The organism is Sphingobium sp. KKT206 (genome assembly GCF_055640555.1).
In genome coordinates, this window is the sequence record NZ_CM145764.1 from 1,041,343 (window position 1) to 1,056,999 (window position 15,657).

The 15,657-nt window shown below is 61.1% G+C and carries 11 protein-coding genes and 1 tRNA gene; 1 reads left to right on the forward strand and 11 read right to left on the reverse strand.

Annotation, left to right across the window (positions count from 1 at the left end; translation table 11 throughout):
• Nucleotides 1–46: 46 nt before the first annotated feature.
• From ACZ2HM_RS04920 to ACZ2HM_RS04965, 10 genes are read right to left on the reverse strand one after another with little or no spacing between them, the layout of a single operon-like run.
• A complete protein-coding gene (locus tag ACZ2HM_RS04920) occupies nt 47–1,366 on the reverse strand; it encodes an MFS transporter (RefSeq protein WP_470426386.1) in 1,320 nt (439 codons plus the stop codon).
• Nucleotides 1,363–1,983 (reverse strand): retropepsin-like aspartic protease family protein, encoded by a 621-nt coding sequence (locus ACZ2HM_RS04925; RefSeq protein WP_470426387.1) that lies wholly within the window; start codon nt 1,981–1,983, stop codon nt 1,363–1,365. Before ACZ2HM_RS04925 ends, ACZ2HM_RS04920 begins: the two co-directional genes overlap by 4 nt.
• A complete protein-coding gene (locus tag ACZ2HM_RS04930; protein WP_470426388.1) occupies nt 1,983–2,774 on the reverse strand; it encodes an MBL fold metallo-hydrolase in 792 nt (263 codons plus the stop codon). The genes ACZ2HM_RS04925 and ACZ2HM_RS04930 overlap by 1 nt, the downstream gene beginning before the upstream one ends.
• The gene (locus tag ACZ2HM_RS04935) at nt 2,771–3,544 is read right to left on the reverse strand and encodes a TatD family hydrolase (RefSeq protein WP_470426389.1); all 774 of its coding nucleotides are present in this window, start codon (nt 3,542–3,544) and stop codon (nt 2,771–2,773) included. The genes ACZ2HM_RS04930 and ACZ2HM_RS04935 overlap by 4 nt, the downstream gene beginning before the upstream one ends.
• A 5-nt stretch (nt 3,545–3,549) precedes the next feature.
• Nucleotides 3,550–5,118 (reverse strand): methionine--tRNA ligase, encoded by a 1,569-nt coding sequence (gene metG / locus ACZ2HM_RS04940; protein WP_470426390.1) that lies wholly within the window; start codon nt 5,116–5,118, stop codon nt 3,550–3,552.
• 44 nt (nt 5,119–5,162) lie between these two features.
• Nucleotides 5,163–6,134 (reverse strand): AAA family ATPase, encoded by a 972-nt coding sequence (locus tag ACZ2HM_RS04945; protein ID WP_470426391.1) that lies wholly within the window; start codon nt 6,132–6,134, stop codon nt 5,163–5,165.
• The gene (gene tmk / locus ACZ2HM_RS04950) at nt 6,131–6,757 is read right to left on the reverse strand and encodes a dTMP kinase (RefSeq protein ID WP_470426392.1); all 627 of its coding nucleotides are present in this window, start codon (nt 6,755–6,757) and stop codon (nt 6,131–6,133) included. The genes ACZ2HM_RS04945 and tmk overlap by 4 nt, the downstream gene beginning before the upstream one ends.
• A complete protein-coding gene (locus tag ACZ2HM_RS04955) occupies nt 6,754–7,917 on the reverse strand; it encodes a D-alanyl-D-alanine carboxypeptidase family protein (RefSeq protein WP_470426393.1) in 1,164 nt (387 codons plus the stop codon). Before ACZ2HM_RS04955 ends, tmk begins: the two co-directional genes overlap by 4 nt.
• Before the next feature lie 45 nt (nt 7,918–7,962).
• Nucleotides 7,963–8,853, reverse strand: coding sequence for a septal ring lytic transglycosylase RlpA family protein (locus ACZ2HM_RS04960; protein WP_037474318.1), 891 nt, complete (start codon nt 8,851–8,853; stop codon nt 7,963–7,965).
• On the reverse strand, nt 8,837–9,886 hold the full coding sequence (locus ACZ2HM_RS04965) for a lytic murein transglycosylase (RefSeq protein ID WP_470426394.1): 1,050 nt from the start codon (nt 9,884–9,886) through the stop codon (nt 8,837–8,839). The genes ACZ2HM_RS04960 and ACZ2HM_RS04965 overlap by 17 nt, the downstream gene beginning before the upstream one ends.
• Before the next feature lie 134 nt (nt 9,887–10,020).
• Here ACZ2HM_RS04965 and ACZ2HM_RS04970 point away from each other — a divergent pair.
• A tRNA-Ser gene (locus ACZ2HM_RS04970) sits at nt 10,021–10,110 on the forward strand.
• Nucleotides 10,111–10,266: 156 nt separating this feature from the next.
• Here ACZ2HM_RS04970 and ACZ2HM_RS04975 read toward each other — a convergent pair.
• Entirely contained in the window at nt 10,267–15,654 is a 5,388-nt protein-coding gene (locus ACZ2HM_RS04975; RefSeq protein ID WP_470426395.1) for a glycosyltransferase, read from the reverse strand.
• Between the last annotated feature and the right edge of the window lie 3 nt (nt 15,655–15,657).

Consider the following 15,657-nt stretch of genomic DNA (forward strand, 5'->3'; position numbering starts at 1 on the left):
CGATCTAGAATCCACCAGACTAGATCGCAAAGTCCGATAATAAGGATTATGTTAAATATGGGCTGAGGTGGGCGTCAGTCTGGATCTGGCTATGTTTACTCGTGTCGCGCATACGCACATAGACCACCAGTGAAATGGCGATCATCACCGTGACATAGATATAGAAGGCTTGCTCCATGCCCGCCTGTTTGAACCACAAGGCGACAAATTCGGCCGTCCCACCGAACAGCGTATTGGCCAAGGCATAAGGCAGCGCCACGCCCAGCGCCCTGATGTGCGCCGGGAACAGTTCGGCCTTCACGACGGCGTTGATCGACGTATAGCCAGTGACGATGATCAGCCCTGCCATCACCAGCAGACCGGCGATCAGCGGGTCTTTGGTCACGGCCAGCGTCGCGAAAATGGGATAGGTGCATAGGACGCCCATGATGCCAAAGCCGATCATCAGCGGCTTGCGCCCGATCCGGTCGGACAGCGCGCCCGCGACCGGCTGGAGCAGCATGAAGGCGAACAGGGTCACGGCGTTGATCTGCGAGGCCGTTTCCCGGCTGAGGCCACTCGTGTTGACCAGGAATTTCTGCATGTAGATCGAATAAGCGTAGAAGGCGATCGTACCGCCAGCGGTCAGCAGTATCACCGTCAGCGTTTCGCGCGGATGGTTGGTGATGAGTTCGACAAAGCCGGATTTGGGCGCGCCTGCCGCCTTGGCCACGGCAAAGCTCTGCGTTTCGGCAAGGCCGCGCCGCAGCCAGAAGACGATCACCGCCAGTCCGCCGCCGATAAAAAAGGGTATGCGCCAGCCCCAGGCATCCAGTTGCGCTTCGGTGAGCGTCGCCTGTAAGATCAGCAGCACGCAGATGGCGACCAACTGACCGGCGATCAGCGTGACATATTGGAAACTGGAGAAGAAGCCACGCCGGTTCTTGCCCGCCATTTCCGACAAATAAGTGGCGCTGGCACCATATTCGCCGCCGATCGACAGGCCCTGCATCAGGCGCGCCAGCACCAGCAGCAGTGGCGCGGCGACGCCGATTGTCTCATAGCCCGGCGTCACCGCGATCAGGAGCGACCCCGCGCACATCAGCGCCACCGACAGCGTGAGGCCGCTCTTGCGACCATGGCGGTCGGCATAGACGCCCATCAGCCATGCGCCGATCGGCCGCATCAGGAAGCCGACCGCGAAAATCCCGGCAGCGCTCAGCAATTGGGCGGTGCGATCCTGGCTGGGGAAGAAATGCGGCGCGAAATAGAGGGTGAAGGCGGCATAGGCATACCAGTCATACCATTCGACCAGATTGCCGGTGGAGCCGCCGATAATGGCCTTGAGCCGCTGGCGCTGGGTGGGTGGTGCAAGCGATGGCGTCATGGCGTCAGCACCATCTCGCCATTCTGCACACCCCAGCTTTTGAGGCGGGAGAGCAAGTTCATGCCGATGACGTTGATCTCGCCGAATGCGGGCGAGACGACGACGGGCAGGTCGCTGGCCGTCACCGGGCCAATGGCCAGCGTGGCGATGCTCGACCGGCGCGCTTCGACCTTACCGTTTGCGGTGGTCATGACGACACCGGGCTCGCCGATGTCGTAATTGAGGCCTGCCGCACGGGCGGTCGGTTCCGACAGCGCGGTGACGGTCGCGCCGCTATCGATCAGGAACCGTGCGGGCGTGCCATTGATGCTGGCTTCGACCCAATAATGGCCGTCGCGGGCCACGGGAATGCGGATGGCCTGCCCCTCGGCGCGGACGGGAGGTAGCGTTGGTGGTGCGTTGCCGACCGGCCCACCCTCCTCTGCCCAGCGGCCGGTAAGATAGCCCTGCTGCTGCGCGAGTGTGAACAGCCCGAACAGCCCTGCGAAGATCGCGACCCATAGTAAAGCCAAGCGCAACAGTGATCCCCAAGCCAATCTGCGCCCGATCAGCGCCGATCCGACCAGCACGAGCGCGAGGACATACCAGAGGGTTGATGCTGCCTGATCGCCGTCCATCAATCCCCCTGCTCTGCCGTCGCCAGTTCCACGGTCATGCCGTCATAGCCGGGTTCGACGCCTGTGGGGAGTGTCCGCCGCAGCGTCGCATAATCCATGCTCTGGTCCATATGCGTCAATATGGCCTGGCCAGGCTTGGTTTGTGCGATGCCGTCCAGCGTCAGGGCAAGGTGCGGGTGGGTCGGGTGTGGCTTTTCGCGCAGGGCGTCGACCACCCAGACATCGAGGCTGTCATAGAGCGCGAGCATGGCTGGCGTCAGGTCATGGAAATCGGTGGCATAGCCGATCGACCGGCCGCCATGGGTGAAGCGAAAGCCGGTGGACCAGATGTCGCCATGGGGTTGATCGACGCAGGCGATGTCGATGTCGCCGATCCGCAGGCTGTCGCGCAGGATATGCGGCACGATGGTCGGATGATAGCCGTTACGCCCTTCAAAAGCATAGGCGAAGCGCTGCGACAAGAGCCGGAGCGTCTGTTCGCGCGCATAGCCGGGCACGGGCGAGCGGCGATGGTGGAAGAGCTGGCGGACATCGTCGATGCCATGGCTGTGATCGGCATGATCATGTGTCCACAATATGGCGTCGATCTGGACCACGTCGGCGGCGAGCAGTTGCGCGCGCATGTCGGGCGAGGTGTCGATCAGGATGCGGGTGGTCGGGCTTTCGACCAGGATGGATACGCGGCTGCGGCGGTTTTTCGGCTCGGCAGGGTCGCATATGCCCCAATCATTGCCGATCCGCGGAACGCCGGACGAGGTGCCGCTGCCAAGGATGGTCAGTTTGAAGCTCATGCCACCTTCTTGAACAAGGTGCGGAAATTGGCGGAGGTGGCGGCGGCCAGTTCATCGATGCTTTCGCCGCGCAGGGTGGCGAGGAAGCGCGCCGTATCCGCCACGAAGGCGGGTTCGCACGGGCGACCACGATGCGGCACCGGGGCGAGGAAGGGCGAGTCCGTTTCCACCAGCAGCCGATCGAGCGGCAGGCGCGCCGCCGTTTCCTGCAAATCCTTTGCGCTCTTGAAGGTCACGATGCCAGAAATGCTGATGTAGAAGCCCAATTCCATCGCCGCATCGGCAAAGGCGCCGCTGGCGGTGAAACAGTGGATGACGCCCGGATAGGGCCCCTTCCCCATTTCATCGCGCATGATCGCCAGCGTATCCTCCTCCGCGTCGCGGGTGTGGACGATCAGCGGCAGGCCGGTGTCGCGCGAGGCAGCGATATGCGCGCGAAAACTCTTCTGCTGCCGGTCGCGGTCGCTATGGTCGTAATAATAATCGAGGCCGGTTTCGCCGATGCCGACGACACGCGGATGCGCGGCGCGCTCGACCAGCTTGGCCGTATCGACATGCGGATGTTCGTCAGCTTCATGCGGGTGGATGCCGACGGTCGCCCAGACATCGGGCGCGCGGATCGCGGTGTCGAGGACGGCATCCCACTCGCTTTCGCGGGTCGCGATATTGAGCATCAGGTCGATGCCGGCCGCGCGGGCGCGTTCCAGCACATTCTCCTGATCCTCGATCAAGCCCTTGTAATTCAAGTGGCAATGGCTGTCGATCAGCATGGCGATCAGCCGTCCGCTTCGGTCAGTTCGAGGCGGGGGAAAAGCGGCTTGGGGGCGGCAAGGGTGAAGCCATTTTCGACCAACGTCTGGTACCAATTCGAACGAAGCGCCCCGTGGTGGCGGACGTATTCAGGCACTCCCATCTGGTCCAGCAATGCCGTTGCACTCGCTGGGATCACTGGCAAGATGGCGACCGCTAACTGCCCGATCGCTATATATAGCGTCGCGAGAACTGCCTCCATACGTGCAGGATCCGTCTTTCTCAAAGACCAGGGTGCTTGGGCGTCAATATAAGCGTTACAGGCAAATACTGCCCGCATCCAAGATTGAATACCGTCCGAAGGCGCAAGGCTTTGAAAATCACTCTCCAGCGCCGCGATTTCCTTGCTCACAAAGGCTTGTAAATCCGTATCAGCATCGGTTTCGGCATTACCGCCCCATGGCAAGCGGCCTTCCAGATTCTTGGCGATGAAGCTCAGCGTCCGCTGCGCCAGATTGCCGAAGCTGTTGGCCAGGTCGCTATTGGCGCGGGCGACGATCGCCTCGGCGCTGTAGCTGCCGTCATTGCCGAAGGTGACTTCCGACAGCAGGAAATAGCGCAACTGATCGACGCCAAAACGCTCGGCCAGGGCGATGGGGTCAGCGACATTGCCGACCGACTTGGACATTTTCTCGCCGCGATTGAGCAGGAAGCCGTGGCCGAAAATCTGGCTGGGCAAAGGCAGCTTCGCACTCATCAGGAAAGCTGGCCAGTAAACGGTATGAAAACGTACGATATCCTTACCGATAATGTGGGTGATGTCACCACCTTCGGCCCAATAGCGCGCCATCCGCGCGGCATCGCCGGGATAGCCGCAGCCGGTCAGATAATTGGTCAGCGCATCGACCCAGACATACATGACATGGCCCTCGCTGCCCGGCACCTTCACGCCCCAATCGAAGCTGGTGCGCGAGATGCTGAGGTCGCTCAGACCGCCTTCGACAAAGCGCAGGATTTCGTTGCGGCGGCTGTCGGGCTGGATGAAGCCGGGCTGGCTTTCATACAGGGCCAGCAACCGATCCTGATAGGCGGACAGGCGGAAGAACCAGCTTTCCTCGACCGTCCATTCGACCGGCGTGCCCTGGGGCGAAAGTTTGGCGCCCCCTTCCCCCTCGACGATTTCCTTCTCGTCGTAAAAGGCTTCGTCGCGGACCGAATACCAGCCTTCATAGCGGCCAAGATAGAGGTCGCCATTGGCCTCCATCGCCTGCCAGATCGCCTGGCTTGCACGGTGATGATCCGGTTCGCTGGTGCGGATGAAGCGATCATGGCTGATGTTAAGAACTGATGCCATGTGCTGGAAATGTGCGGCCATTTCATCGGCCAGCGCGCGCGGCTCGATACCGCGGGTGCGCGCCGCCTGATCCATTTTCAGGCCATGTTCGTCAGTGCCGGTCTGGAAAAACACGTCGCGGCCCATCATCCGCTGGAAGCGGGCGATCGCGTCGGTGGCGATCACCTCATAGGCGTGGCCGATATGCGGACGGCCATTAGGATAGCTGATGGCGGTGGTGATGGTATAGGGTTTGGACATGGCGCCTTCCCTAGCGGCTGTTCGCCTGCGCGCAAAGTCGCTTTTCAGGCGGCGCGCGGTGCCAGCGCCGCGACATGACCCGCCAGTTCGAACACGACTGCCGCCGGGTCGAGCGACAGGATGATCGCCCCGCCCGCCAGCCGCCGTGCTTCCTCCCAATGGTCGAGCGCCACGCCAAGAGCGGGACCATTGCGGTGCCGCGCAGCCTCGGCCAGGAACGCCGGCGCGCGTTCCAGAAAGGCTTCATAGCGGGGTCGCGCTGGCTTGGTCGCCAGCGTCTTGGCGAGCAGGAGCCGCTGCCGGTTGCCGGGATCGCCATCGGTCGCGATCGACGTCAAGGCTGCCTCGATTTCCGCCAGATTGAGCCCGGCATAGCGCAATGCCTTGCCCGGCGATCCTTCCCCTGCCCGCACCAGCGCGTCCATTTCCGCGGGCAGCAACTCCCCCTCTCCCGCGCGCAAAACCGATCGCATCGCCGCATCGTCCAGCGGATCGAAGCGCAGCGTGCGGCAGCGCGAGCGGATGGTCGGCAACAGGCGGCCGGGCGCATGGCTGACCAGCAGGAACAGCATGTCGGCGGGCGGCTCCTCCAGCGTCTTGAGCAGCGCATTGGCCGCGCCGCGTTCGAGATCGTCGGCGCTGTCGATCACAACGATGCGGCGCGTCGACAGCGACGGAGCCGACTGCAGCAGTCGTCCCAGCCCGCGCACCTGATCGACGCTGATGTTGCGCGCAGTGACGCCATCCTTTTCGAGCGGCGCAAGTTCGGCATAGTCGGGATGGGCACCGGCGTCTATCAGATGGCGAACCCGATGGTCGTCGGGCACGGCCAGTCCCTCCCCCTCGACCTTCGGCCCGGCGGCGTCGGCGAGCAGGCGCAGCGCCAGAGCGCGCGCAAAGCTGCCCTTGCCGATGCCGCGCGGACCACTCAATATCCAGCCATGGTGCATCCGCCCGCTGGCTGCCGCGGCGATCAGCAAACGGGCCTGTGCATCATGGCCGATCAATGACGTCATGGCAGCAAGTCAGCCAATGCTTCGAGCAAACGGGCGGTGACGGCATCCGCTGCACCCGACGCATTGACAGGCCGGAAGCGGGCGGGTTCCTCGACGGCAAAGCGGGCGAAAGCGTCCGCGACGGCGCGATGGAAGGTGCAGTCACGACCGCCGATGCGGTCGGATATGTCGCCATCACGGGTGCGCGCGCGCGTTTCGGCTTCCGCTTGCGGCAAGGTGAGGAACAGGGTCCGGTCTGGCAGAAACCCGGCACTGCCGATCCTGTGCAGCGCCACTATATCGGCATCGGTCAGCTCGCCCTGCCCCTGATAGGCGCGGCTCGAATCGAGATAGCGGTCGGACAGTACCCATGCACCCCGCGCCAGTGCGGGACGGATCGCCTTTTCGCCATGGTCGGCCCGCGCGGCTGCGAACAGCAGGGCTTCGGCACGCGGACTCCAGCGATCAGCTCCGCCGGTGAGCAGCAGCGCGCGGATGGCTTCTGCGCCTTCGCTGCCGCCGGGCTCGCGCGTCTCCAAGACCTCCAGTCCGCGCGCGCGCAAGGCTGCGGCGAGCGCGCGAAGCTGGGTTGATTTCCCCGCGCCCTCTCCGCCTTCCAGCGTGATGAAGCGGCCCTGACTCACCCGAACAGCGACTTCATGCCATTCCAGATCCGGCCGAACATACCAGCTTCCGCCACATCTTCGCCCGCCACCAGCGGCATGACCTGCGGCGGCGTGTCGGGCGTCTGGACGATGAGCTGGGCAATCTGCTGCCCCTTGGCGATCGGCGCCTTGATCGGGCCAGTATAGACGACCTTGACCTTGACGTTCGACGATGCGGTGCGGGGCAGCGTCACAGCCATATTATGCGGCGCGACCAAGGGCACGGTCGTCGCGCTGCCCAACTGGACCTCGGCGGTTTCCACCACCGCGCCCTTCTTGAACAAGGGCTGCGCCTTCCACGCCTTGAAGCCCCAGTCCATGAAGCGCACCGATTCGCCGATGCGGCCATTGAAGCTGGTCAGCCCGGCGACGACCATGACCAGGCGGCGACCATCCTGTTCGGCCGACCCGGTAAAGCCATAGCCCGCTTCCTGCGTGTGCCCGGTCTTGAGGCCGTCCGCCCCGGCGATCTTGCCCAAAATCGGGTTGCGATTGCCCTGGCTGATGTCGGCCCCGCCCATCGTCTTGCCCCAGGTGAAGGAGCGCGCGGCATAGAAGCGCTTGTAGAGGTCGGGCGTTTCCTCGATCGTCGCCTGGGCGAGGCTGGCGAGATCTTCGGCCGTGACATAGGTCACGCCTTCGTCCGGCCAGCCATTGCTGGTGCCGAAATGGCTGTTCTTGAGGCCCAGCCGCTTGGCTTCTTCATTCATCTGCGCGACGAACGCCTGTTCGGTGCCCGCAATGCCTTCGGCCAGGACCACGCAGGCATCATTGCCCGACAGGGTGACGATGCCGTGCAGCAGATTTTCCACCGAGACTTGCTCACCCGCTGAGAGGAACATGGTCGACCCGGCCTGCGGCCCGTGCCACTGTTTCCAGGTTTCCGGGCGCACGGTGAACATCGTGTCGAGCTTCAATTCGCCGCGCTGGATCAGGCGGAAGGCGACATGCGCCGTCATCATCTTCGCCATGGAGGCGGGCGGCATCCGCGTCTGGCCACCCTTGTTAAAGAGAACCGCGCCCGACGACAGATCCTTCATATAAGCGATCGGCGCTTCGCTGGTGTAGGGCGGCGCGGCGGCAGTCAGGGGCTGGGTCAACAGCCCGGCGAAGAGGAGGACTGCAACGGACTTGTTCATGACACTGCCTTCAATGGAATGGAATCGTGCGGCGCTGCGCCGGGTCTATCGGGCGTCATTAGCGATGATGGGCGCATTCTCAAAGCCCCCTGCTGCGGCGGCCCGGACGCCCGCCTGCGCCGCGGTTCGGGTAGGATAGGGGCCAAAGCGCACGCGCCAGAGGCTGCCGCCCTCGATGGCGGTTGCGCCGATGCGTTTGGCGAGCGTTTCTGCGCGGTTGCGGGAGGAGAAGGCCCCGACCTGGACGACATAGCCGCCCTTGGTCGTGACGGGTGGCGCGGGGGACGTCGGGTGCGTTTTGGGCGATAGGGGTGCGCTGGCGACTGGCTGGCGCGGCGGCAATTTGGCCCGCAAAGGCGCCAGCAGCGCGGCGGGCGTTTCCAGTCGTTCGGCGGCGCGTTGGTGGGCGCGCAGCAGAGCGCGATCCTGCTCCGGCGGATTGACGCGGCGCACCCGTACGGGCGCTGCACCGGCTCCGATGATCCCCAATTGCTCCGCCGCGCCGCGCGACAGGTCGATCAGCCGATCATTGGCGAATGGCCCGCGATCATTGATGCGCACCAAAATGGTCTTGCCGCTATCGAGCGCGGTCACCTCGACATAGCTGGGCAAAGGCAAGGTCTTGTGTGCGGCGGTGATCGCCATAGGCATGAAGGCTTCGCCGTTGGCGGTCTTGTTGCCCTGCAATTCTTCCCCATACCAACCGGCATAGCCGACCGCGTCATAATTGGGCGCGTCTTCGGGTGTGTAGGTGACGCCCGCCACGGTGTAAGGTGCCCCGATCGTGACCGGCTCGTCGGCGACCATCGGCATCTGTGGCACCGGGCGCGGCGTGGTCGTCGGTGGTGCCAGTGGTGGCTCTGCGCCACAGGAGGCCAGCACCAGCAGCATGCCGGCTGCCGCTGACGGCGCACCTGCCCTATTGTTTGACCGCATCGGCCAGCAACCCCACGGACAGGGCGTAGAAATTGGAGCAATTATAGTCGAGGATCGCGCGGTAATTGCCGGTCAGCAGATAGGCGGTCTTGCCCGGCCCATCCGGCTCCAGCAGCGTCGCCATCACGCTGTCGGCCGGCCAACTGTCCCGCGCCAGCGACATGCCCATCTTGCGCCATTCGGCGATGGTCAGCCAACGGCTATGCCGGTTGAACACGCGCGGGCAGCGTGCTGGCTGCGTCCGGGCCGTAACGGCCGCGCGGTTGAAACCGCTCGGCACATTGACCGCCACGCCCCAGGGTTGCCCGGCGCGCCAGCCCGACTGCACGAAATAATTGGCGATCGACGCCAGGGCGTCGGCCTCGCTGGTCCAGATGTCGGCCTTGCCATCGCCATCGCCATCGCGCGCCAGGCGCAGATAGACGCTGGGCAGGAATTGCGGATAGCCCGTTGCGCCTGCCCAACTGCCGACCAGGCGGCTGCGCGGCACGCCATTGTCCAACATCTTGAGCGTCGCCAGCAATTCGGGTTCGAACAGCGTCCGCCGACGCCCTTCCCACGAAAGGGTCGCGAGCGAACGGATCAGATCGAAGTCGCCAGTATAGGAGCCATAATTGGTCTCATGGCCATAGATCGCGACCATGATTTCTTCGGGCACGCCGGTTTCCGCCTCGATCAGGGCGAGACGCGCGCGATTGTTACGATAGGCAATCCGGCCGCGATTGATCCGCGCGGAATCGACATGTTTCACGCGATAAGGCTCGAAATTCGGGATCGGCGAATAAGCGCCGCCACCCGGCTGGCTCTGGTCCAGTTCGATGACGCGCAGATTGGGTGTCAGCGTGGCAAACACGCCATCGAGCGTCGCATCCCTGATCCCCATCGCCCGCGCCTTGGGCCGGATGCTGTCGAGATAAGCGCGGAACGCCGCGTTGTCCTGCGCCACGGCCGGGGTCGGCGCGACGCTGCAGGCGGCGACGCCAGTCAGGCCAAGCAGCAGCGAAAATATGGATGTATGCAAAGAATCTCCCATAGCCCCGTTGTTGCACAGGCAGGAGGCGAGGTGAATCCCTTAATGGCGCGTCGGCCCCAAGAAAGGGATGAACCGATCGATCGACGATTTTTGCGCTTGGCAACGCCGTCCGGCGCGCTAGGAAGCGGGACAACGGAAGTGTGGCCGAGTGGTTTAAGGCAGCGGTCTTGAAAACCGCCGTGGGTGCAAGCTCACCGTGGGTTCGAATCCCACCGCTTCCGCCAGAAATCGCTAAATGCGACATATCCCACTCAAATACGGCAACGAAATTTGGCGCGACTTAAATCTCGTTGCCGTGCTGTCCAAAGACGGCCAGGCCCGCGATAGCAAGCAAGATGCACTATCGCGGGCAAGACATAGCGTTCATCTTAATTCGTTCATCAAGACGCCATTCGGTTCACGTCCCAATGTAGACGCTTTTCCTGCACGAGCCCCTGAATCATGCCTTCCATCGTTCCCGCTACACGGCTCCAATCGTGGGCATGAAGCCAGTCGTGCATCGCGGCCTGGACAGTCCTTCTTTCTTCCGGGCTACGCAGTAAACGCCCGATTACCTCGGCCAGCACTTCTGGATCATTATTGTCCGCCCATGCGGCTGCATCACCCAGTTCCGCGAAAATCTTCACCCGCGTTGCGACAAGCGGGACCATGCTCGCGAGGGAGACGCGGACGGCTCCACTGGCCGAATCCGTGCTTTCGCTATAGGGTAATGCGATGATGTCGCACGCAGACAACAGGCCGTTGACTTCCTCGATCGGCATGAAGGCTTGATGCCATTCGATGGCGTCATACACGCCCAAGGATTTCGCCAACGCCTTGCATTCGGAAATATAGGCTTGATGGCCTTCGCCTGGAAACTGGGCATTGACTAGGCGAAGCTTAAGATTGGGCCAGTCCTGACGGAGGATCGCGGCCGCGCGAATAAGCTTGTCTATGCCCTTATGCTGGAAAAAGAAGCCGTGGCATCCGATGATGGGCGCGTCGTGCTGGGTAAAACGCTTTGGCCATGGTGCCTGATCCGGCGCGAATGCGCCGTGGGGCAACAGGCCGATATTATGCTTTAGCCCCATCGACAAAAGGAAATTCATATCCGCGATATTGTGGACAAGAACCCTGCTGAATTTACCGAGTCCTTCCAGCAATGTCATCAGTTCATGCGAACTGGCGCGTGCCATGTTACCGGCATTATGGAGAACAACGACCGTCACCTTGCCAACCAAACGATCATCTAGCGCCAAACGGCCGAGTTGATCCCAGGATAGTAGTCCATCCTGATGCTGAATGACCAGAGCTTCGGCGTCGATGTCTTCGACGGCATTCAAGATATCGTCGATCTTGGGCACATTATCGACGGCCCATTTCGGAATGTGGCGCGGGACCGACGACACACGCCGGGGCGTGCGATGATCACATAGGACGGTTAGTTCGCGTTGGGCCGCTGGCGAAAAGTGAGCGACGATATATTGCGAATATTGGGCGATGCCGCACTGGACGCCCCAGGTGCTGACCCAAGCTACACGCGCTTTTTCGCCATTCGACGTATCGAGCAGATTTTCGACCATCGCTGTATAACGATGGAGCCATGCCATCTTATCGCTTTCCCGCGCGGCCGCGATAAGAGCACGTTGCCGACGTTCTTCTATCACCATGTCCTGATCCGGGTCGGCTTGCTCCCGCAACGCTGCCGCCAGATCTTCAACGTCCGGTTCCACCCACAAGGAATGGTGCCCGCTCACATGGCTTTCCGAACGTGCGAAGCGATAGTCGATGAGACGCGCTTCCCGCTCGCTGCAAAAATCACGCTGCCCACCATGACCGGTAACGATCAACGGCAATCCGGATGCCATCGCTTCAAGCGCAGGTAAATTATACCCTTCCCCACGCGATGGCAAAACCATGACGTCGGCATCGGCGTAAAATTGTAGCAGTTCATCACGCTCGACGTCCCGGTTTATGATCTCGACCGTTGCGAGGTCGGGATAGCGCGACACGAGTTCTTCCAGTTGCTGCTCGACATCATTGTGCGGGTTAGGAAAAGTCTTGATGACCAGACGCACAGGATCGGCAGAGGTAAATGCCTTAGCCCAAGCCGCCAGCAGAATGTCGATACCCTTGCGCTTGAAGCAGGACGATACATGAAGGAAACGCACTTCCTTACCGCGCGGGCTTCGTCCGCCAGCCAGCGCTTGATAAGGTTCGATATCGACCGGTTGGCCGATCGTCGCAATCGGAATCGACAAGCCAGAATCGAGAAGCGCGTTCGTTACAGTTCGTGCAGGCGAAATTATAGCGTCGAAATTCTTACCCAAACGTTCGATTGTGTGTTCTGGGACAGCGCTTTCTTCCCAAAAGAACAGGGCCATCATCAGACGATAAGACCCGTCGGGCACTATGACCGGATAATGATGGCTGATAACAACTTCATTGCCATTGTCCGGTGCAGCTCGCCCTGCCAACTCGATCATGAGGGGCTTGTCGTCTGCAGGCACACCTTCTGTATGGTCTATGGGATCTGTTTCGATTGCAAGAAAGCGCGCCTGACCAGGGAAGCTCGCTTCCAGCGATCTTGCAAGCATGCGATTGATGATCGCGAGGCTGTAGCTTCCCAAGACATGTCCCGCGACCACATGGCCAAGGTCAGCAGCATGGGTGCCACGATGGGCCATCGTCAGCGGCTTGTGTCTCTCCGCAAGCCATATGTTGATCGCGTTCGACATCGCCGCCGAGAAATGCCTCTTGGCATCCGCCATAACACGACTATCGCCCAGAATATCAGGGCAATTGAGAACCGCTACCGGAATATCGGCATCGTCTAGAGCCTGCATACAGGCATCATGCGAGGCCGGTCGGGATGATGTCGCATCCGACATTTCCTGCCGCAGCCCCGTCATGGAAATGCCATTGGAGAGGACAGTCTCCTCAATCCAGGTCATGAGCATCCCGGCAAAAGGTGGTCTTAACCCATCACGCTGAAACGCCAGGCTATCCATGACAATATAGTCCAGCGCGACGCCATCATTACGCGCTGCCCTAAGCAGGTCGAAGTTATTTTTGGCGAAAGAATGAAACAGGTCGGACCCGACGATGCGGTCACCGATTTGAGGCGTGAGAAGATGGTCCTGCAGACAGCTATTGGCAATCTTGCAGACATGGGCGGCAAATTGATTGCCGACGACAAAATGCCCACCGTCGGCATAGATGGCGCGTACCCTATTCCCGCCTTGCCGGAATATCTCTTCAAGCCAATAACTGGTGATGCGATCAAGTCGGTGGCTCGGATCAGGTTTTGCAAAGGCGGTCAAATCGAAGTAGATTTGAGGCGCTTTCTGGCAGGCTTCATTGCGAGCCAGCGCGATAGCAACCTTTGCCAAATCATTTTCGTCCGGCCGACTTCCGCGGACGTCTTCCGGCAGTCTCGCAATAAGGCGTTTTAGGACTTCGGCGTCTGCGCGCTTTGCTGGCGGCTTACCGCTCATCTGGCGCGCTGCCTCGACGGCACCAGGCATGGCCGCGCCCGTTATGTTATCATCCCGCACGAGGGCCTGCGCCGAATCAAAAAATTCGACCAACTTCGAGCACTTTGCTCCAACCAGATGGCGAGCTAGATAAAGGCGCGGTGGCGGGCAGTCGATGGACATCCTTTTACGGATCGCATCCGGCAAGCCGTCATCGACGATCAGGACATCGGCCGTTGACAGCAGTCCACAATACACAGCGTCCAGATCACAGCTAATCCGGACAACGCCAGACACCAATTTGCTGATATTGACGTCGCCCGGCTGCCGGTCATGCAGGTCGCAAAAAACCACGAGAGACGGCGCGTCTGTTACAGCGACAAAAGCCGTACGGAAATCCCGAATGATGCGGGAAGCGGCATCGTCATCGGCAGCAACTGCCACGATAACAGCGGACGCTGCGTTTACACCGACCTTTTCGCACAGTGCCCTACGGGCCTGGTCGGAAAGCGCAATGGGCATGATGTCGGTCCGGCAGGCCACTTGTCCGACTGCCGAGTCAGCCTCGACATAGAGATGGGCGGCACGGCTTGCCAAATCCTCAATCAGCAGGTCGATCATCTCATTTGCAGAAACTTCGTTCGCCGCTGCGCGTGACAGCCCCCCAAAGCCGGCGGCCTCGAACATAGCCAGTTCCGCGCCATCGAAAAGGCGCCGGCCGGTCAATTTATTAGGAGCAGGAGGAGCCAGACGCTCCACCAGTATCAGGTCGCCCTTTTGGCGGCGCATCAGTCGGCGGAAAGCGGCATCGGCCATATAATCGGCACTGTAGAGGATATGATGAAAGTGATCCGCGTGGGTTTCGAACCACTCGACGTTCCTGATGGCGCAATTGGCCTGCAACCATTCGCTTACCGGCGTTCGGCTCGTGCTGATGATCGTAAGGTCAAACCTGTCTGCGAGCGCGGCTGCCAAGGCATTGTTGACGCCAGAGAGTCGATGTTCGGGTGGAACGTCCATCATCAACAGCGCCATTTCCATCCGCCTGGATGGCATGCCCCCTTCATCCTGTACGGTAGCAGAGGTAGACGGGCGGCTCTCGCGCAGCAATTTTTCAAGCGCGTCGAGCGCGACGGTTGCAGACTTTTCCCATGTGAACAACGCCGCACGCCGCGGGCCAAAATCGCGCAATTCCTTCTCAACCGAAGGATTGGCCAGGATGCGTTCGATCGCTCGCCCGATTTCGACGATGTTGGCAGGATCGGGCGCGAGATCGGATCGACCAACGACTTCGGGAATGCTGGTTTTCGACGAACCTACGACGGGGGCTCCGCAGGCCATCGCCTCCAATAGCGGAAGGCCAAAACCCTCGCTAAAGGATGGAAAGGCGAATGTGCTGCTGTAATGGTAGAGCGCAGGCAGATCAGCATCGGAAACGAAACCAGGCAACACAATGGTTTCCGGGTCCATCCCCTCCGCCCTCGCCAAGTCGTGGATATAACGCTGCGCAAAGCTGTCCATCTTGCCGGCAAAAACAAGCTGATGTCCATCACGGACGCTCTTGGACATGCTGCCATAACCCGCAATCAGTCCTTCGATGTTCTTACGCGGCTCCAAAGGACTGGCCATCATCACATAGGGGCGGGAAATCCCATATTTTTCCAGGATATCCGCTCTTTGCGCGGAACTCCATTTCGGCGCGCGAAACTGTTCATCCACACCGCCATAGGCAACGACCACCTTGTGATCGGCAATGCCGAGCTTGGCGATAGCGTCATCTCCCGCGTAGCGCGAAACTGCAAGCAACAGATCGGCGTGGCGGGCGTCGTTCAAACGGCGAAAATAGGCAGCACGATCATGTTCCCCGCCCAAATGACGCGCGGGATCTTCCAAAGGTATCAGGTCGTGTAAGGTGATGACGTTGAGATAGGGCGCGTCGCGCTCCACAGAGACAACCGTATCGTCCCAAAAGCCCTCGAACAGGCTAGGAACGAACACGACGTCGGGCGCCAGGCTTTCGAGAAAATGCGCGCGCACAAGTTCAGCCGCGCGATTGCGCCATGCATTTGACGGATCCGCCGCCGTAGCCATGGGAGGCACCGAATAGGTAACGACAGAGCTAGGCGGAAGCAGCCCCTCAAACGAACGACGGATATCATCCACGGATTCGGAGAAGGATCGATTAAGCGCAATGATGAATTCGTGGTTTCTACCAGCCTTTACCATCGCGCGGGCCATGGACATGGCGTATCGGCCGATTCCACGATGTCGGCTGCCATTCTGACATGCCTGCAGATCTATAACGATGCGCATCTA

Coding starts and splice junctions, on each gene's coding strand:
- ACZ2HM_RS04960 (WP_037474318.1), bottom strand. CDS start 8,853: ATGCGGTCAAACAATAGGGCAGGTGCGCCGTCAGCGGCAGCCGGCATG.
- ACZ2HM_RS04925 (WP_470426387.1), bottom strand. CDS start 1,983: ATGGACGGCGATCAGGCAGCATCAACCCTCTGGTATGTCCTCGCGCTC.
- ACZ2HM_RS04955 (WP_470426393.1), bottom strand. CDS start 7,917: ATGAACAAGTCCGTTGCAGTCCTCCTCTTCGCCGGGCTGTTGACCCAG.
- ACZ2HM_RS04975 (WP_470426395.1), bottom strand. CDS start 15,654: ATGCGCATCGTTATAGATCTGCAGGCATGTCAGAATGGCAGCCGACAT.
- ACZ2HM_RS04945 (WP_470426391.1), bottom strand. CDS start 6,134: ATGACGTCATTGATCGGCCATGATGCACAGGCCCGTTTGCTGATCGCC.
- metG (WP_470426390.1), bottom strand. CDS start 5,118: ATGTCCAAACCCTATACCATCACCACCGCCATCAGCTATCCTAATGGC.
- ACZ2HM_RS04920 (WP_470426386.1), bottom strand. CDS start 1,366: ATGACGCCATCGCTTGCACCACCCACCCAGCGCCAGCGGCTCAAGGCC.
- ACZ2HM_RS04965 (WP_470426394.1), bottom strand. CDS start 9,886: ATGGGAGATTCTTTGCATACATCCATATTTTCGCTGCTGCTTGGCCTG.
- ACZ2HM_RS04930 (WP_470426388.1), bottom strand. CDS start 2,774: ATGAGCTTCAAACTGACCATCCTTGGCAGCGGCACCTCGTCCGGCGTT.
- ACZ2HM_RS04935 (WP_470426389.1), bottom strand. CDS start 3,544: ATGCTGATCGACAGCCATTGCCACTTGAATTACAAGGGCTTGATCGAG.